The sequence below is a fragment of the Rhizobium ruizarguesonis genome, assembly GCF_017357285.1.
Classification (GTDB): Bacteria; Pseudomonadota; Alphaproteobacteria; order Rhizobiales; family Rhizobiaceae; genus Rhizobium; species Rhizobium ruizarguesonis.
The window spans coordinates 498,784-517,668 of sequence record NZ_CP071679.1; the positions used below are offsets into that span (position 1 = coordinate 498,784).

General features: G+C 61.5%; 14 protein-coding genes and 2 pseudogenes. 10 read left to right on the top strand and 6 right to left on the bottom strand.

What is annotated here, in order from left to right; translation table 11 throughout:
- Positions 1 to 13 precede the first annotated feature (13 nt).
- The 6 genes and pseudogenes from J3P73_RS26840 to J3P73_RS38295 form a co-directional block, all read left to right on the top strand.
- Positions 14 to 946, top strand: a complete 933-nt coding sequence (locus J3P73_RS26840; protein ID WP_018494273.1) for a carbohydrate ABC transporter permease — start codon at positions 14 to 16, stop codon at positions 944 to 946.
- Positions 939 to 1,832: a carbohydrate ABC transporter permease gene (locus J3P73_RS26845; RefSeq protein ID WP_018480211.1), complete on the top strand. Its 894-nt coding sequence runs from the start codon at positions 939 to 941 to the stop codon at positions 1,830 to 1,832. The genes J3P73_RS26840 and J3P73_RS26845 overlap by 8 nt, the downstream gene beginning before the upstream one ends.
- Before the next feature lie 2 nt (positions 1,833 to 1,834).
- On the top strand, positions 1,835 to 3,535 hold the full coding sequence (locus J3P73_RS26850; RefSeq protein WP_130687306.1) for a glycoside hydrolase family 32 protein: 1,701 nt from the start codon (positions 1,835 to 1,837) through the stop codon (positions 3,533 to 3,535).
- A 13-nt stretch (positions 3,536 to 3,548) separates the two neighbouring features.
- Positions 3,549 to 4,311, top strand: a pseudogene (locus J3P73_RS26855) (ABC transporter ATP-binding protein).
- Between the two features lie 366 nt (positions 4,312 to 4,677).
- The gene (locus J3P73_RS26860; protein WP_130687305.1) at positions 4,678 to 4,926 is read left to right on the top strand and encodes a hypothetical protein; all 249 of its coding nucleotides are present in this window, start codon (positions 4,678 to 4,680) and stop codon (positions 4,924 to 4,926) included.
- A 182-nt stretch (positions 4,927 to 5,108) separates the two neighbouring features.
- Positions 5,109 to 5,226, top strand: a pseudogene (locus J3P73_RS38295) (IS5/IS1182 family transposase); the annotation flags it as partial.
- Positions 5,227 to 5,413: 187 nt separating this feature from the next.
- Here the strand turns inward: J3P73_RS38295 and zwf are convergent.
- The 3 genes from zwf to J3P73_RS26875 all read right to left on the bottom strand — a co-directional run bounded on the left by zwf (position 5,414) and on the right by J3P73_RS26875 (position 7,670).
- Positions 5,414 to 6,880 (bottom strand): glucose-6-phosphate dehydrogenase, encoded by a 1,467-nt coding sequence (zwf, locus tag J3P73_RS26865; protein ID WP_018494277.1) that lies wholly within the window; start codon positions 6,878 to 6,880, stop codon positions 5,414 to 5,416.
- A 340-nt stretch (positions 6,881 to 7,220) separates the two neighbouring features.
- On the bottom strand, positions 7,221 to 7,397 hold the full coding sequence (locus J3P73_RS26870) for a hypothetical protein (protein WP_165419641.1): 177 nt from the start codon (positions 7,395 to 7,397) through the stop codon (positions 7,221 to 7,223).
- On the bottom strand, positions 7,398 to 7,670 hold the full coding sequence (locus J3P73_RS26875; RefSeq protein WP_130687304.1) for a helix-turn-helix domain-containing protein: 273 nt from the start codon (positions 7,668 to 7,670) through the stop codon (positions 7,398 to 7,400).
- Positions 7,671 to 7,750: 80 nt separating this feature from the next.
- Between J3P73_RS26875 and J3P73_RS26880 the strand changes: the two genes are divergently transcribed.
- Both J3P73_RS26880 and J3P73_RS26885 read left to right on the top strand, forming a co-directional pair.
- Positions 7,751 to 8,641, top strand: a complete 891-nt coding sequence (locus J3P73_RS26880) for a LysR family transcriptional regulator (protein ID WP_130687303.1) — start codon at positions 7,751 to 7,753, stop codon at positions 8,639 to 8,641.
- A gap of 267 nt (positions 8,642 to 8,908) precedes the next feature.
- On the top strand, positions 8,909 to 9,829 hold the full coding sequence (locus J3P73_RS26885; protein WP_130687302.1) for an ArdC family protein: 921 nt from the start codon (positions 8,909 to 8,911) through the stop codon (positions 9,827 to 9,829).
- A 63-nt stretch (positions 9,830 to 9,892) separates the two neighbouring features.
- Here J3P73_RS26885 and J3P73_RS26890 read toward each other — a convergent pair whose 3' ends face one another.
- The 3 genes from J3P73_RS26890 to J3P73_RS26900 form a co-directional block, all read right to left on the bottom strand.
- Positions 9,893 to 10,138: a WGR domain-containing protein gene (locus J3P73_RS26890; protein WP_130687301.1), complete on the bottom strand. Its 246-nt coding sequence runs from the start codon at positions 10,136 to 10,138 to the stop codon at positions 9,893 to 9,895.
- A 91-nt stretch (positions 10,139 to 10,229) separates the two neighbouring features.
- A complete protein-coding gene (locus J3P73_RS26895; RefSeq protein ID WP_130761579.1) occupies positions 10,230 to 11,915 on the bottom strand; it encodes a type IV secretory system conjugative DNA transfer family protein in 1,686 nt (561 codons plus the stop codon).
- The gene (locus tag J3P73_RS26900) at positions 11,912 to 12,223 is read right to left on the bottom strand and encodes a mobilization protein (RefSeq protein ID WP_130687169.1); all 312 of its coding nucleotides are present in this window, start codon (positions 12,221 to 12,223) and stop codon (positions 11,912 to 11,914) included. Before J3P73_RS26900 ends, J3P73_RS26895 begins: the two co-directional genes overlap by 4 nt.
- Positions 12,224 to 12,506: 283 nt before the next feature.
- Between J3P73_RS26900 and traA the strand changes: the two genes are divergently transcribed.
- Both traA and J3P73_RS26910 read left to right on the top strand, forming a co-directional pair.
- Positions 12,507 to 15,803: a Ti-type conjugative transfer relaxase TraA gene (gene traA / locus J3P73_RS26905; protein ID WP_130687459.1), complete on the top strand. Its 3,297-nt coding sequence runs from the start codon at positions 12,507 to 12,509 to the stop codon at positions 15,801 to 15,803.
- Between the two features lie 463 nt (positions 15,804 to 16,266).
- Entirely contained in the window at positions 16,267 to 18,807 is a 2,541-nt protein-coding gene (locus J3P73_RS26910) for a methyl-accepting chemotaxis protein (RefSeq protein WP_130687458.1), read from the top strand.
- Positions 18,808 to 18,885: the final 78 nt, after the last annotated feature.

Here is an 18,885-nt window from a genome sequence, read left to right on the forward strand (position 1 = left end):
TGAGGAGGAAACAATGACTTTGCAACAGGCCTCCACGCCCGCTTTGCGGCGTCCGGCGAAACGCCGCGACAAGCGGCGGCTCTGGCAGGAAATGGCGATGATCGCGCCTGCCGTTCTGCTTCTGGCGATATTCCTGATCGCGCCGTTCCTCTTGTCCTTCTGGACGGCGATGACCAATCAGCCGCTCGTGCCGCGCCCGACGCCGGTGCGCTTCGTCGGCCTGCTGAATTTCGAGCGCGTCTTCACCGATCCGCTGTTCTGGACCTCGCTGTGGAACGTTACGCGCTTCACCATCTGGGTGCTGCCGGTGCAGTGCGGCCTCGCCTTCCTGACCGCGCTACTCTTGCACCAGAAGCTGCCGATGCAAAACCTGCTGCGCGGCCTGTTCTTCCTGCCGGCGATCACCTCCATGGTGGTGGTCTGCGTCATCTGGGGCACGCTGTTCCAGTATCCGAGCGGGCCGCTCAACCAGATCGTCGGTTTCCTTTCCGGCGGCACGATCCAGCCGATCGACTGGCTCGGCGACCCCAACTGGGCGATGTTCTCCATCGTGTTGCTTTCAGCCTGGCAGGCCTATGGCTTTCAGATGATCATCTATCTCGCCGGCCTGCAGGGCATTCCCGAAGAACTATACGATGCCGCCCGCATCGACGGGGCAAGCGCGCTGCGACGCTTCTGGCACGTCACCATGCCCGGCCTTCGCCCGACCCATGTCTTCGTGCTGGTCATCACGACCATCCAGGCCTTCAAGCTCTATACGCAGGTGGCGATCCTCACCCAGGGCGGCCCGAAGGAGAGCACCGAAACCGTTGTCCACTACATGGTGCGCGCCGGCTTCGAAGAGCAGAAACTCGGCTACGCATCGGCCGTTTCCGTCATCCTCTTCGTCATCGTTCTTCTGATCGCGCTCCTGCAACGCAAACTCCTGAGGCGCTTCGATGTCTGATATCGCTTTGAGCCAGCCCGCCCCGCTGGCAATCGCAAGGGGCAACGGCAAGAGAAGCCTGCGCATCGTGCAGAGCCTCTGCATCCTGGTCATTGCGCTGGTGATGATCTCGCCGCTGTTCATGCTGCTGATCGCCAGCCTGAAGGACGACCGCTTCCGCATCCTCGCCGACATGGGCAGCTTCCGCGCCTTCTGGGTCAGCGACCCGACGCTGTCGAACTACAAGGAGATCGCCCATTTCTCCGGCGAGCTGGCCTACGGCCGATATCTCTTCAATTCGCTGGTGATCCTCGTCGCCACCGTCGTCTCGGGTCTGATCGTCAATTCCATGGCGGGCTTCGTCCTGGCCTGGGGTTCGCTGCGCGGCAAGGCGGCGCTCTTGGCGCTGGTCGTCGCGCTCTATGTCATCCCGCAGGAAAGCATCATCATGCCGCTCGTCGTCATGATGTCGCGGGCGGGGCTGACGGATACATTCGCGGTGCAGATCCTGCCCTGGGTGGCAAGCCCGCTCTATGTTTTCCTCTTCTACCAGTTCTTCGCGCAGCTGCCGAAGGAACTCTATGAAGCGGCGGAAATGGATGGCGCATCGGCCTTCCGCATCTACCGGTCGATCTACATGCCGCTCAGCCTGCCGGCGCTCGCCACGGTCTCGATCCTCATGGGCATCGAAAGCTGGAACCAGTATCTCTGGCCGACGCTGGTCACCCAGACCGACTATGCGCGGCCGATTGCCGTCGCCATCGCCACCTTCTTCGGACAGGACAGCATCTACTGGGACCGCGCCATGGCCGCCTCGGTGCTGATGATGATCCCCGTCCTCATTCTCTATCTGGCTTTCCAGCGCTGGTTTGTCAGTTCATTCGTCGGCTCCGCCGTGAAAGGTTGATCATGTCTCTGCAGGCAAAATCCGAAACGTCAGCACCTGAAACCATCGAAGCGGCGCTGACCGAAGGCACTGTGCTGCATCTGTGGCTGAAGGCGCGCCATGCCGGCGGCGAGGCGAAGCTCTTCGTCGCCGTCGATGGCAACGACATCGGCGAGCCCTCGACCCGCCGCACGGGGGAATTTGAGTTCTTCGCTGTGACCCTCGCGAAGGGCGGTGGTGCCGCGCTGTCTTATGATGCGACAACCACAGCGCTCTCTGTCGCCTATGCCTTCAGGCCGGAAACCGTGATGAAGGAGGGCATCCGCGTCCTGCACAGCGATGCCCGCACCGCCGCCCCCGACGTGCCCGACAGCTACCACTTCCGCCCGCCCTTCGGCTGGATGAACGATCCGAACGGTTTTGGACGGTTCGGCGGAAACGTTCACCTCTTCTACCAGCATTATCCTCATGAGCCGCGCTGGAACACCATGCACTGGGGCCATGCCGTCTCGAAGGATTTCGTCCGCTGGACGCATCTGCCCATGTTCCTCTTCCCGGCGGCGCATCTATCGGAAAAGGACGATGGCCGCGGCGGCGCCTTCTCCGGCTCGGCGATCCCCGGCACCGGTCCAGAAGGCGGGGAAATCCGCGTCTTTTACACCGAGCATGTGCGTGATCGGCAACCGGAAGAGCAAATCCAGCTTTCCGCCGTCAGCCGCGACGGCATCGTCGCCGGCCCGTCGGAAACCGTGATGCCGCTGCGCCCGGAAGGCTTGAACCTCACCACCGATTTCCGCGACCCTTATGTCTTCAAAGGCCCGGACGGTCGCTGGAAGATGCTGCTCGGCAGCCGTGACAGGCAGGGCGGCGTCGTACTGCTCTATGAAACCGCAGACGCGCAAGGCGCCGATGGCTGGACCTTCCTCGGCATCATCCATCGCGAGGACGGTTTCGGCATGACGGCGGCGGAATGCCCCTGCATGGTGCCGCTTTCCGGCAAAAACGCAGAAACCCGCTGGGCGCTGATCTTCGGTCTGCTCACCAGCCGCGACCCGGCCACCGGCCGCCGCAACCTCACCTCCGTCACCGTCGGCGGTTTCGATGGCCGCACCTTCACTGCGGAGTTCGAGCAGGAGTTGGATTTCGGTTCGGATGCCTATGCCTTCCAGGCCTTCATTGATGGCAACGAGCCGGTCGGCATCGCCTGGCTCGCCAACTGGTCGGATTTTTCCAAGAAGGACGATTTCCCGACGACCATGACCCTGCCGCGCCGCGTGCTTCTCGATGGCGACACCGTGCTGACCCCGCCGGTCGCAGCCGTCGAAAGCCTGCGCCATCAGTTGCTGGACGACACCGCGCTTGCCGCCGGCAAGACCGTGCCGCTCGGCACCGGCGCCGTCGAGATCGTACTTGATCTCACCGAGCCGGGCGCCGCCTTCGATCTCACCTTCGATCATCCGGATGTCGATCTAGGCGTGAAACTCGATGCCGATGGTCTGGCGATTGTCTTCGACGCTCGTACCGGTAAGACGCCGCCACGTTACGTCGCCACCGGCGCGAAACCGTCGAACCTGCGCATCTTCCTCGATGCCGGCTCCATCGAGGTCTTCGCTGACAACGGCCGCTGGACGGGGTCCAAACGCATTCCGGGCTTTGCCGCCGCAGGTTCGGCAACGCTCACAGGCGCCGTCGCCGCGGCCGGCGTCTGGCAATTGAAACTGTGAGGGAGGACAGACAATGGCATCGGTAGCAATCGACCGGGTTCTGAAGCAATACGGCGCGGCCTCCGTTATCCACGGAGTTTCCGCGGATATCGAGGACGGTGAGTTCGTCACGCTCGTCGGGCCGTCCGGCTGCGGCAAGTCCACGCTTCTGCGCATGCTGGCCGGGCTAGAAGATATCAGCGGCGGTGAAATCCGCATCGACGGCCGCGTCGTCAACGACGTCGCGCCGAAGGAGCGCGATATCGCGCAGCGAGATCAAGGAGTTGCATCAGCGCCTTGGCACGACCATCGTTTACGTTACCCACGATCAGATCGAGGCGATGACCATGGCCGACAAGATCGTCGTCATGCGCGCCGGCCGCATCGAGCAGATCGGCAAGCCGCTCGATCTCTACGACCGCCCAGATAACACCTTCGTCGCCGCCTTCATCGGCTCGCCGTCGATGAACCTCTTCGAGGGTGGCGTCAGCGACGGCGGCTTCCGTATCGAAGGCGGTGTTTCCCTGCCGCTTCCCCCGCAATTGAGCCAAAGCGCGGCGCGCACCTACGGCATCCGCCCTGAGGACCTCGACATTGCGGAGACGGGCATTCCGGCCACCGTGCTGACTGTCGAGCCGACCGGTGCGGAGACCCATCTTTCGGTGCGTGTCGGCACGCAGACGGCAACCATCGTGCTGCACCGGCGGGTGGATATAAAGCCCGACCAGCAAATTCACCTCGCGCCCAAATCCGAGAAAATCCACCTCTTCTCCGCCGAAGGCAATCGGATAGGCTGATCCCCCGGCGCCTCCCGCTGAGCTGCGTCCGTCATTTGACGGGCGCGGTTCGGTTTCGGTGCCATCCAGCCTTGCGACGTCTTGGTATTGGGTATTCGGCCCTTCAGTTGATCGAATTGGCCAATTGCGCGGCGATCTGTTGCCACGGTTCGAATCTCTTCAAGAGCACCAAACGGGCGGGGCTTAAGGCTGAGTCGTGCCGAGTGCTGCGAGTCTTTCTCGCAACACCTATGTGGGAACTGGTATCGCGGAAGGATTTGGCTGGATTAGAGCGTTTCAGTTACGGTATCCGTAGGACTGCGAAGCGATTTGCGCGAGCGGGACAGCTAGAGACAGCACGTCCGCATCTCCTAAAGCAGGACCTTGATGAACGCGGATATGATAGCCGCCTGGGCGGTGGAAAATGGATTCCATGCGATGGATTGCGGGAATTATCGTCGCCATGACAATGCAGGCGTGATCACGATCGAGATAAAGAGGATGTCATTCCTCCTCATCGATGAGAGGCAAGGATTGCGACCGCGCCTCATATCGCGGTTGTTCAAAGACATATCCCTCTCAAGCGGGAGCGGCCGCTTGCAGGGTCTTCTTCGTGATCGCAATCCCAATCATTGAGTCCTGACGCGATCACCACAGCCCAGCCAATTTACCCAGGCGGCCGACGGGCGGTATCAAGTTGCCATGCCAATCAGCAAGGCAATAGCGATCCTACGGGACGGGTGGGCATTCGCACGACCCGGCCTGTATCGAAGCTCTGGAGCGAGCACTTGCCAGGACGACGTTGCAGCGGGTTGCATCGCTCGTTCGCCGCTCAGCAAACAGAGGCTGTGATCGGCTGAAATACTGAACCGAACACCCGCCTGCGGACGCCCGAAATCCGTTCGCTGCACGGTACCGACGGCGGCGACGAAATAAACGATGTATCAAAAGACCGAAATCTGCACAAATGCAGGTCCACGCACCAATGCCACTCCGGAACTGAGCATTAGCGGTCGAAATTCCGTTTCCTGCACATCTCTGCCAACGTCATTTTATTGGGATTGTTCGCAATTGGTCGGCGCCATTCCGACCGCCGGCATCGCTCCAACTTTTGACCGTCAAATCATCCTTTTGCCGCATCCCTCCAGGCGCGCTCGAACGGCAGGCGCCAGGCGTGCGGGGCAATGAGTTGGTGGATCGACTTCGGCCCCCAGCCGCCCTGGTCGTAGAGGCGTACGGGCGGCGGGTTATCGAGGAGAGGTTGGGAAACCTCCCAGAGCCGCTCAATACCCTCGGCCGTAGTGAACAGCGTGTGGTCACCGCGCATGGCGTCGAGGATCAGACGCTCATAAGCCTCCAGAACTTCGCCAATCAGGCCGGTTTCGCTCATGGCGAATTGCAGCGAGAGCTTGTCGAGCCGGAAGCCCGGACCAGGGCGCTTGCCATAGAAGGAAAGCGAGACCTTGGAGGCATCAGCGAGGTCGAAGGTGAGGTGGTCAGGGCCCTGTGCCCCCACGCCAGATCCCGCAGGGAACATCGATTTCGGGGGCTCGCGGAATGCGATCGAAATAATGCGCTGCCCCTCGGCCATGCGCTTGCCTGTACGCAGGTAGAAGGGCACTCCGGCCCAGCGCCAGTTGTCGATCGCGCATTTTAGGGCGATGAAGGTGTCAGTGTCGCTTTCGGGATCGACGCCAGGCTCATTACGGTAGCCAATGTATTGACCGCGCACCACGTCGCGCGGCTCAATCGGCAACATGGAGCGGAACACCTTGTTCTTCTCTTCCGAGATTGGCGCAGGCTCAAGGGCAGTCGGCGGCTCCATCGCCATGAAGGCGAGGATCTGGAAGAGGTGGGTCACCACCATGTCACGATAGGCGCCGGTGGTCTCGTAAAAGGCGGCGCGGGTGGAAAGGCCGAGCGTCTCCGGGACGTCGATCTGCACATGGTCGATGAAGTTGCGGTTCCAGATTGGTTCGAACAGGCCATTGGCAAATCGGAAGGCCAGGATGTTTTGCGCCGGCTCCTTGCCGAGGAAATGGTCGATGCGGAAGATCTGCTTCTCGTCGAACACCTCGTGCAGCTTCTTGTTCAGTGCAACGGCACTGGCAAGGTCCGTGCCGAAGGGCTTTTCCATGATGATACGGGAGCGTTCAGTCAGCTCAGCCTGGGCAAGGAGTTGCACGGCCAGAAGGGCGGCACTTGGTGGCACGGATAAATAATGGACGCGCCGCGTCTCGGCGCCCAGTGCTTCCTCGGCCCTGTCGACCGCTTCCTTGAGAGCATTGGCGCCTGCTGCGAGCGGGACATAGTCGAGCGATGCGGCAAACGCTTCCCATTCGGACTGCGAGAACTTGCGAGTCAAGAACTTGTCCAGCGAGTCACGGGCGATGGTGCGGAAGGCATCCGCGTCGATGTCGTCGAGCGAGACGCCGATAATGCGGCACCCTGGAATGAAGCCCGCATTGGTGAGGTGGAACAGCCCGGTCAGCAGCTTGCGCCGTGAGAGATCGCCCGTTGCGCCGACGAGCACAACGACCTGTGGATAGCCGGGGCCAACCCGAGTTGAATTCTTGCGCAAAACACTCATCCTCAAGTCTTCCGTTGTCCCTTGGGGATGGAGGTCGACCCCAGCTCCGAGCTGCCGCGAAGCGGCTATCTTCGTGCGTGATGCCATGACGTTGAAGCTCACCCCTCAAAGCTTAAATAGACGCATGGATTGCGTAGCGGAGCAAGGGGGCGGCGATACCGTCCCGAAGTGCCGCGTCTTAGCGACTTCGGTCGCTCGTTTGTCGACTTTCTCGATACCAAGGTCTTCAGCACCTCATTTCGTTAGATGACCCAACTCAGAGGCGCAGGGCGGTCATTGACCAAATTCAACGCTGCCAGCGCTCGGGGCTCCGATGTCAGTTGCCTTTGAATGCCGTTTGTCAAAGATCGAGTTTTGTAGTCAGGGCAGCGTGCCATCCGAAGGTGACGCCCTCGCCAGCCAGCCATTCAAACCGTCGAACCTTGCTGCGTATTAAGGCCAACAGGATGGTCACGAGTTCGAACCCTTCAAGGCGGCCAAGCTGAAGGTGCCCAGACGGACGAAAACGCTCCATCATTCACCTGCCGGGTTCCTTTTGTTTTCTGCCTGACCGAAGAGGCTTGGGCTTGGGAGCGCGTGGATCAATTTCTGCGAATAAAGCTGAAACGTTCACCGAAAGAACCCTCGCAAACGCCTCGAGCGTTGCGACGGTGACATTTTCCATGCCTCTCTCGACCCGTCCGACATACGAGCGGTCGATCTCGGCCTCGAGAGCCAGTCTTTCCTGAGAGAGACCGTTGGCCACACGGAGTCGTCTGAGATTCCAGCCGATGGTTTGTCGAACGTCCATCCCATAACAAACGCATATTCACGGCTTGACAATCGACGGACTGATAGTCCCATAATAAAGCTGCAAAAAGGGACGCTCCCATGGAACTCCGTCAGCTCTCCTACTTCGTCGCGGTGGCCGAGGAACTGCACTTCGGCCGGGCGGCAGCCAAGGTGCGCATCGCCCAGCCGGCGCTCAGCAACCATGTGCAGGCGCTGGAGCGGGAACTCGGCTGTGCGCTGTTCATCCGTTCGACCCGGCGGGTGGAACTGACCAGGGCAGGGGAGATCTTCCACGAGCGCTGCGTCGGGATCTTGAGCGAGGTCGATCTGTCCGCCGAGATCACCAGGGCGGTGGCCGGCAAGACGATAAGGCAGATCAGGATCGGCACCGTCTATCCCGCCACCACCGGCGTGCTGCCGGCGTTTCTTGCAAAGATCGCCCGCAAGTATCCGGATATCCGCATCCATATATCCAGCGGCAATACCGGCGACATCATCCGCGGCCTGGAAAACGGCCAGATCAATCTCGGCTTCATCAGACCGGTGGAAAACATCGGCTCGTTGCGCTTCTCCTCGATCGCCCATGAGCGTTATCTCTTAGCCGTCGCCCGCACCAACCGGCTGGCGGAACAGGCGGAGATTGCCATCGACGACCTGCGCTCGGAAAGGATCATTGCCTTCAATCGCAAGAACCTCTCCTACACCGAGCGGTACTTCAACGAGAAGTTCGAGGAATACGATCTGACCCGCAACATCGCTTACAGTTGCGACGATACCTATTCGCTGGTGTCGCTGGTCTCGGCCGGCCTTGGCATCGGCTTTGCGCCGGAATGGACCGAAGGCTTGCCGAACCGGGCGTTCGAGCTGAAGGCGGTGAGGGGCATCGACTTCCGGATCGGGCTTGGTGTTGCCTGGAACAAAGAGGACCCAACCGCCTCGCGTGACGACATCGTCGATATCGCCCGCTCACTGGGACGGCCGGGCAGGTAAGCGATCCGCGCTGCGGTTCATCTGTGACGCGAGCGACGAGATGCCGCCTCGCGGATCAGCCACGTCTGCCTCCATCAGAACCCCCCTGCGATTGCGGCCATCGCGTCCTGCCCCGGCTTTGGGTCCTGCCAGGCTCGCGCCGCCGGCAACGGCTTTGCCGTCCTCCACTGCGTTTCGGCCCTGCGGGTGCAGGCAGCACTTGCCGCCCGGCTTTCGGACCGCCGTAGCAGGTCGCGATGGCCGCGACCTCGAAACGGAGGTTCCAACATGAGCAGGCAACAATCCAATCAACGATCCGATATCTATAGCCGCATCACCAACACGATCATCGCCGATCTCGAACGGGGCGTGCGGCCATGGACCAAACCCTGGACGACGGGGCATGCGACGGGCGAGGTCGGCCGGCCACTGCGCCACAACGGCCAACCCTATTCCGGCATCAACGTCCTGCTGCTGTGGTCGCAAGCCATCGCCCGCGGCTTTGCCTCATCGAGGTGGATGACGTTCCGCCAGGCAATCGAACTTGGCGGCGCCGTTCGCAAGGGCGAAACCGGCACGACCGTCGTCTTTGCCAGTTCGTTCAGCCGCACCGAGATGACGCAGACGGGCAATGAGATCGAACAGGATATTCCATTCCTCAAAGCCTACACGGTGTTCAACACCGACCAGATCGCCGGTCTCGACGGCCGCTTTGACGAGATCGCACCTGGTGAGGATCCGATGAGCCGGATCGGCTATGCCGGCCGCTTCTTTGCCAATACCGGCGCGCTGATCCGGCATGGAGGAACGGCTGCCTATTATGCCGCTCAGCGTGATTACATCCAGATGCCATGCCTGGATGCCTTCAGGGACGATGCCTCTTATGTCGCCATCCTCAGCCACGAGATGACGCATTGGACCGGCGCACCGCGACGGCTGGATCGCGATCTCAGCCGCTATGCAAAAGACCGGAGCGGCCGCGCCCGCGAAGAGCTGATTGCCGAACTCGGCAGCGCGTTTCTCTGCGCCGATCTCGGCATCGTCCCCGAGCTCGAACCACGCCCCGACCACGCAGGCTATCTCGATAGCTGGCTCAAGGTTCTGAGCCACGACAAGCGCGCTATCTTTTCGGCGGCGGCACATGCGCAGCGCGCCGTCGACTACCTGCATTCCTTGCAGCCCAAACTCGACGAGGAGGAGGCGGCGTAAGCCGTCTCTTCCTCCACTCATCCGTCTTTTCCTTCACTCAACCATGCGAGATGCGGATGCCGATCACCGCAGGACCCGATAGCCTCGCGACCGCTTCCTGCGCAAAAGGGTGAGCAGGAGATCGACGGCTTTTGCCTCGCTGTCGAAGACATGGATCTTCTGCTGCCCGCGGTTGCCGATGCGTCCCCAGCTGCGCACGAGCGATGTCTCGCCGAAGAGGTTCGGCTCGATCGACAGCGCATAAAAGCGGGCCATGTTCTTCGATGGATCGATGCGTTCGATGTAGAGGCGATAGGGCTGAAGTGTCATGCCGGCAGAATCGCAAAGACCGGTTCACTGCGTCCAACGACTTTTGTGAATCGGTCAGGCCCGATCGATTCACGTTGGTGATGTCGCCTCGTCAGATCTGTGACGCAGTGAACAATCTGACGAATTCCGGATCGGCATAATAGCGCAACTTTGTCGCAACGATCGGCCGCTGACCGGCGATAAACAGCAGCTCGGTCTCGGCATGCATGTTGCGCACTTCGTCGGGCGTCAGCAGCGGGCGGCCGACGTGCTGCTCGGCAAAGGAGAGGCCGCTCTTTTCCGAATCGAGCGCGCGTGCGGCCGTGTTGAACACCACGGTCTCCTTGCCGAGCAGATCGGAGACCAGACGGGCGCTGTCGTAATCATTGACGCCGAACACTTGCAGCACGCCGGCATTGGACAGAAACGTACCGGCGCGCTGGCGATAGGTGGCGCGCAGCTGATGAATGTCCTGGACGATCGGCCAGAGTTGCACACCGTAGCCTGCCATCAATCCCATGGCCCGTTCGATCGGCGCCAGATGACCAAGGGCGGCGAACTCGTCGAGCAGATAGAGAACCGGCGGCGCAGATGCATGCGGCGAGGGTGGCGTTCGCGCCATCTCGGTCAGGCTCTGGGCCACCAGCAAACGCAGCCAACGCGAATAGGCCGCAAGCCGGTCTGGCGGCAAGACCAGGAATACCGTCGCCCTGTTCGCCTTGAGGTCAGCGAACCGGAAATCCGATCGTGACAACACCCCGGTCATCCGCGGACTGTCGAGGAAATGCGTGTGTCGTTGGGCGGCCGACAGCACGCCGCTGGCCTCACGATCCGACTTGCCGAGATGACGATTGGCGGCACGGGCAACCAGACCATTGACTGCGTCACTGTCCTGCATCTCGTCCAGCACGGCACGAAACGCTTCCGGCGCCAGCGTCAGCAAGTGCCTGAGCATCGTCAGCGTGCGCCTGTCGTCTGGCTGGCTGGCAAGCACATGCAGCAGCAATCCCGCGATCAGCGCTTTGGCTTCCTCGTTCCAATGGGCGTCACCTGAAAGACCCGGTTCGTCGAACACCAGTGCGTCGGCCAAGGTGGCGACGTCTTCGGCAACATCGATGCCGGCAGGATTAAAACCGTCCATCGGATTGAAGGCAGCCGTTGGTTTGCCGGTGATGCCGAACGGATCGAGGATATGAACCGGCCCGAACTTCTCTCGTGCATCACCTGCGATGATCGCATTCTCGCCTTTCGGATCGATGCAGATGATCGAGCGGTCGGCGGTCAGAAGGTTCGGGATGATGGTGCCGACACCCTTGCCGCTACGCGTCGGGGCCATGGTGAAGAGATGAGCCGGTCCGCTGTAGCGAAGAAGCCGGCCAGAGTTGTTCGCACGGCCGATCAGCAATCCGCCTTCTGCCTTTGTCAAGGGCGCGATTTCTCGCGGACCTGCGAACCGAGCCGTCCCGTGCGTGTCGGCGTCGCTCGCTGTGCCAAAATGCGTGATCAGCGGCTCGGACAAAAACCGGATAAGCAGCACGATGGCAAAAAGCATGAATCCCCAGTCTCCGATATGCCAGACGATGTCACCTCTGCTGCTGCCAAGGATCACGCGAAGGAGGTAGTCGATCCCGAACTTGACGGTAACGATGACGATGACATAGCCGACCGCACCCTTCAGGAACGACCTGGCATATCGAAGCGGAAAGGTGATGAACGCGACGATCGCCCAGAGCGGATCGCGGGCCGCCATGCGCATCATGTTTGCGAAGGCAGTTTTGATCTGATTGGCATGGATCATGGCGCCGCACTCCCACTGCCGATATTGCCGAGAGACGGGTCGTGCGGCCGTGGTTCGAGCAGAGCGTCGAACAGATCCCGGTCGCCATCGCGGGTGAGAAACTTTGGCAGTTCCCGTCTCAGCCACTCGGCCAGTCCGCCGCCGATCTGCACATCGCGATCATTCTCGAGCCGATGGAGCACAAGTGCGCCGATCAGCACCTTGCGGCGCGTATCGATGGCGCGCTCCTGCTTGCTGAGCCGGATCTGCAATGTTCTTCGCTGGGCCTCGAGCTGCGCCAGCCGTTCCCCAATGGTTTTGCGTGCCATTGCCATCGTCTCCCTGTTCCACAATCAGCGATCGGCCGAACGGCATCAGGACAATGACCGCACACGATCGCATGCGCAGATGCTGCAGCGATGGGTGGCATGTCGGCTACTCGCAAATCTGCGCGTGGAATCAACCGGCTGAACGGCTTACGAGGTCATCGGGAGATTGCCGCGTGCTCCCACCAGTGCCCGAAGGCGCGAAGCGACGAAGGCACAAGGGCGCACTTACGAGTTGCTGGCGCAACTCCAGTGCGGGCCGCGGCCCGCTGACCAAGGACAAGCGATGGCGATCTATCACTTCAGCATGAAGCCGATCGCCCGCAGCGGCGGGCGCAGTGCCGTGGCATCCGCCGCCTATCGTGCGGCCGAGCGCCTCACCAACGAGCGCGATGGGCTGACCCATGATTTTAGCAACCGGCAGGGTGTCGAGCATGCCGAGATCGTCTTGCCGGCTGGTTCTTCTGCTTATTGGGCGATGAAGCGATCGGCCCTGTGGAATGCCGCCGAGCGTGCCGAGAAGCGCAGTGACGCCCGGATCGCCCGCGAATTCGAAATCGCGCTGCCGCACGAATTGACGTCGGATCAGCGACTGGCGCTGACGCGGGCCTTCGCCGAAGATCTCGCCAACCGCTATGGCGCTGCCGTCGACTTCGCCATCCATCGGCCAGGCGAGGGCGGCGACATCAGAAACTGCCACGCGCATCTGATGATGACGACGCGTGAGGTGAGGGAAACCGGCCTTGGCGACAAGACTTTGCTCGAGCGGGAAAACAGATGGCTTCTCGCCAATCACCTGCCGCCATCGCAGCTGCAGCTGAAGGATCTCAGACAGGCCTGGGAGCATCTTGCCAACACGCACCTTGAGAGGGTCGGCCTCGATATCCGTATCGACAACCGTTCGCATCTGGAAGCCGGGATCACGATCGAGCCGACCGAACATGTCGGTGTGCATGCGACACAGATCGAACGCCACGGTGGGGCAGTCTCGCGCGCGCGCATCTCACCGCAATCGGCCGACCGAAATGCCGAGACCATCCGGAGGCGCCCCGATGAAATCCTGAAGCTGATTACCAACGAGAAGAGCGTCTTCAACCGCTATGACATTGCCAGGGCTCTGCATCGCACCATCAACGACGATCCGCAGACCTTCCAGAATGCTTTTGCCGCGGTCATGGCGTCGAAGGCTCTCGTCGAGTTGAGGCCCGAAAGCACGGGCCTTCGGGGTCGTGACGGTGAGGCACGCTATTCGACGGTAGAGATCGTGGCGATCGAGGGCGCGATCGCCAGCAACGTCATGGCGATGACAGCGCGTCAAAACCAGGGTGTGTTCAAGCGGCATGTCGATGCGGCAATCGCCGCTCAGGACAGATCGATCCAGGCCGCAGGCGCGTCACCGGGGCAGGGGCTGTCGGCTGAACAGCGCCAGGCGATCGAGCATGTCACGGGTCCAGCTCAGATCGCCGTGGTGATCGGTTTTGCCGGTGCCGGCAAGAGCACGATGCTGGCAGCTGCCCGCCACGCCTGGGAAGCGCAAGGTTATCGCGTTCATGGCGCGGCTCTAGCCGGCAAGGCCGCAGAGGGCCTGGAGGAGTCATCCGGTATAACGAGCCGCACCTTGGCGTCGTGGGAATATTCCTGGCAAGCCGATCGTAGTCGGCTCAATGCTCGCGATGTCTTCGTCATCGACGAGGGTGGAATGGTCGCAAGCCGTCAGCTCGCCCGCTTTGTCGACGAGGTCAAACGGGCCGGCGCCAAGCTCGTCCTGGTCGGCGACCATGAACAGCTTCAGGCGATCGGAGCCGGCGCACCGTTCCGGGCAATCGCGGAGGCGGTGGGTCACGTGCAATTGTCGGACGTGCGCCGGCAAAAAGCCGATTGGCAAAAGCAGGCCTCGATCGACTTTGCCTCGCATCGGACCGCAGCCGGGCTTGCTGCCTATGCTGCACGAGGAAACCTTCATCTGAAGACGGATCGCGCTGAAACGCTGAAGGCGATCATTGCCGATTACGTCGCTGACCGATCGGCCAATCCCAACGACACGCGCATTGCGATGGCACATCGACGCGACGACGTCCGTGCCATCAATGCCGGCATTCGTGCTCGGTTGCAGGATCGCGGCGAGCTGGCAAACAGCACCAGCACCTCGGATGATCGAGGTGAGGAACGCACCTACCAGACCAACAATGGCAAGCGATCCTTTGCGCGTGGTGACCGCATCGTCTTCCTGGAGAACGATCGCGACCTCGCCGTCAAGAATGGCATGTTGGGCGAGGTCATCGCCGTCGCGCCGGACGCAATACAGGTTCGGCTTGACGGCAAGGCGCAGACGCAAGATGGGCAGCGCCAGGTGACCGTACCGGTCAATCGTTACCAGGCCTTTGATCACGGCTACGCCACGACGATCCACAAGACGCAAGGCGCTACCGTCGACCGGAGTTTTGTCCTCGCGTCGACGACGATGGACCGGCATCTGACCTATGTGGCGATGACCCGTCATCGTGAAGAGGTGCAGCTCTATGCCGGGCTCGATGCATTCAAGACGGAGCGCGCCCTGACGGAGGCACTGAGCCGCTCAGGCGTGAAGGAGACGACGCTCGACTATACCCATGACTTTGCCAATCGGCGCGGCATGGAGGATCGCCGGGGGCAGGGCGAAAGTGATGACGCATCTCACGGAATCACCAAAGGGGTACAGCCCATCCCGGACACGGCGGTTCCCAAGCCAATGGAGAAACCGCAGCCGCTCACAGCGCTCGCAGCCCGCAGCATCGCCGATGGCGGCTCTGCGCACCAACACCGCCGTGACGGTGAACGCGACGATGATCGCCCGGTGCTCATTGCGGCCGTGAAGACCTATGCGATGAGTGTCGAAGCGGTTGGACGGTCAAAGGCAATGGTGGCATTCGAACGTGATTGGGAGGCGGCAAAGCAGCTTGCACCGCAGGTGTTCAAAGACGCGCCAGCGGCAATGGAAGCCTTGCGCGGTCGCATCTTGGATGAGAATGCAGATCCGGTCGCGCTCGCCAACCAACTCAGCGCTTCGCCCGAGACGTTCGGTGCGCTCGCCGGCAAGACCGGCCTGTTCGGAGACAACGCCGAACGCAAACACGCGCTTTCAAGGATCGATGCGCTGGCTTCGCATGTTCGCCAATCCGCCAAGACCTGGCAGCGTCGCCTTGCGGCCGAATGCGGCTCGGAGCGCTGGAAGCGAGAAAGGCAGGACGTGGTCGAAGTTCTGGGGCCGAGCCGCCGGAGTGAGGCGCTGCTGCGCCAGCTCGACGATCTGCCTTATACGGACAAGGCAAAGTTCGTCGAGCAACTGGCGGGGACGCCGGAGGGTCGTCGCGCGCTTGCCGAGGCGAAGGACATCGTTACTGCGATCGAAACGCGCTTCGGTCGCGCCGATCCCTCAGATCTCGCAGATCAGCTGAAGCGAATGGGTCCCGATCAGGCCGGGGACATCGAGCGGATCCGCCAGGTCGTCCGCCTTGCCGACCGCAGTCATCGTGCAGAACTCACGCAGCAGATGGAGTTGGAGCGCTCGCTGAAGCGGGGCAGGACCTTGGGGCTTGGGATGTAGATGTTTGGCTCGGCTCAGGGATTTCGAGGAGGCTCAGGCTACCTCTTAGAGACTTTGGGCTTGCGTCCCGAGCGGTGGGGTTTCAGCTTCATCGCTCACCGGCCGGACCGCTTCTGCTGGTCCACGCCGCGACGACCGAGGAATTGGCGGGCGATCCCGAAGCCTATTGCTTTGAATTGGCTGCTGGAGGAGGCGTCGACGCCGATCAACATCGCGGCTGCCCGCAGCAATGCAAGCCTGATGGCCATTGGCTGAGTAACGGGACGAGGGCGCTGAAAATGCGCCCTCGCCGCACATGCGCCAAACTCGACACCATTGACCATTTTTTTAACAGTTGTGACTACAGTGGCGGCCTGGCGCGATCCTGCTACCGGCGGTCATCGTGACATGACCGCCGGTGCAGTGAGCCAAGGCGAGAGGTCGCGCCGGAAAAGAGCCAATTTTACTGGGGCGGGGGCCATCCATGGCGCTGATTGATCGACTGTTGCAACGCATGCGGATCGTGACGAAGATCCTCTTGTTTCTGGTGCCCCTGATCGTCCTGATAGCTGGCATTGGCCTTTTCGGTTATTTCACTGCCGGTACGCTCAACGGCCAGATGACCCTGACCCGGCAGACGATCGAAACCCTTTCCAGTTTTCAGCAACTGCGATCCGCGCTGACTGCGTTTACCGATCTTCCGAGTGCTGCCACGCGCGATTGGTTGATCGCCAGCATCTCGGATCAGGAGAAGGGCGCGGCGACACTTGATGCGATGTTGGCCGATCCGGCGCAGAAGCAACAGATCTCCGCGGTGCGCGAACTCGGGGCCAAGATGCAGGGCGGCGCCGACACATTATGGGCAGTGTCACAGGAGCGCGCCAATACGGAACAGGCAATCGACGACGAGGTGGCGCGGCTGTTTAAGGAAAGTCAGAGCGCCCGCCAGCAACTCGACGTGCTTCAGGATCAGGCGAACGGAAAAGAGGCCTTCGTCCGGGCACTTCTTCTCGATGCCTCGGCCTATAAGGGCCTCGGAGAGCGCATTGCGAAATTGCGCAAGGCAACCGCACGAGCAACCACCCCTGAGGATCTCGCCAAGGCCGTCAGCAGCCTGCTGCCACCGCTCGTCAAAGAAGCGGGCGCGAGTGTGACGCTTGCGTCCGAGAAGGCTCAAAGCCAGATCGCGTTGCTGAATCCACTCTTGGACAGGCTCGCTGCAATGGCCAAGGAAGGTAGCAATCTGACGCTGGACACTTACGCTCCCCTCGACCAGGAACTGCAATATCTCGAGGAGCAGTTTGCAAAGCTCGCCGCTGCCAATGCGGACACGGCAATCGAGCGCTTTGCCGGCATGGATGCGAGTATATCAACGCTTCGCTCGATGGTGGCGATCGTCAATGCCGCTTTCAAATCCATTGACGATCTGCGCTTGCACTTGAGCGAATTGAACAGACGGGTGGATGCCGAAGCGAGGGATGCGGTTCTCACAGATCTCAAGGCGCTGCGCGAAAGCGCTGCAAAGCTTGTGCCTTTGAGCGGGCGAAACGCCGCGTTGCAGGATCTTGCCAAGAAAATCGAGCCGTCGCTTTCCGCAATCGAAAAGCACACGTCGCTTTTGATATCGATCGCCGATCGCTGGCGGGGCAACAAGGAGGCCGCGACGGAGCTGGTGGCGTCGGCAAGTCATACGCTCGAGCAGTTCGTCAGCACGGCGCAGGAGAGCGGCAAGGAAATCAGCCAGCGCTCGGCGACAATGTCGCTGTCGGCAATGATTGTGGGCACCGTGCTAGCGATCATCGGCGGTCTCATGCTGATCGAAACGCTGCGCGGGCCGCTGATGCGGATCACCCAGACGATGATGAGACTGGCCGACGGCGATCTGAACGTCCCGATCGGCGACGGCAAGCGCGGCGACGAGATCGGCGACATGATCCGGTCCGTCACCGTCTTCCGTGATCATGCGCTTGAGAAGACCAGGCTGGAAGAGCTTGCCGAAACAAACAGGGCGCGAGACGAACTGGAGCAAGCCCGCCGCGCGGCTGAGCAGGCGCGTATCGAGGCCGAACAGAGCGAGGCTCTCACCGCCCTGTCGGAAATGCTCGGCAAACTCGCCGATGGCAACCTTGCAGCTGTGATGAGCGAGGATCTGGCCACAGATTATGTCGCGATGGCGCGCACCTATAATCACGCCATCGATGCGCTGCGCCTGACGCTCGCCGAGGTGCGCAACACGACCTACGAGATCGCCGAGGGCAGCACCAACCTTTCCGGCGCCGCCGACGATCTGGCCCGCCGCACGGAACAACAGGCCGCGTCCCTCGAGGAGAGTTCGCGGGTGCTGGGCGAACTCACTGCCAGCGTGCGAACGACGGCCGAAAACGCCCGTCAGACGTCGCTTTCGGTCGCCGAGGCGCACCGCCAGGCGGAGCACTCCGCGGCCGTTGTCGCCAAGGCGATCGACGCCATGGGCGCCATCAACCGGTCATCCGAAAAAGTCACCAGCATCATCGGCGTGATCGACGAGATTGCTTTCCAGACCAATCTCCTCGCGCTCAACGCGGGTGTGGAAGCGGCCCGGGCTGGAGAGGCGGGCCGAGGCTTTGCTGTCGTCGCGCAGGAGGTGCGTGAGCTTGCGCAACGTTGCGCCACGGCCGCCCGTGAGATCAAGGGCCTGATTTCCACCAGCGCATCACAGGTTGGCGCAGGCGTCCAGCTCGTCGAGGAGACCGGCCAGGCGCTGTCATCCATCATGGACCATTTCACCTCGATCAATGGGCTGGTGCAAGTCATCTCGTCTTCGACGACCACGCAATACAAGGGGATTGACGAGGTCAACAACGCCGTTCGCGATGTCGAGCACATCACCCAGCACAATGCCGCCATGGTGGAGGAAAACACCGCGGAGATTCATCGGCTCCGGCATCAGGTGGAAGTGTTGAACGAAAGAATCTCCCACTTTCAGACCGCCGATATCCGCAAGGCATCGCCCGCCGCCCGCCCCCCGATGTCCCTGGTTTCCTGAGGGGATGTCTCCTGAGCGGACGCCTTCGGAAATCTCTCCGATATGCAAGGGAACCTGGGTGCTCAATGAGAGCAGGCA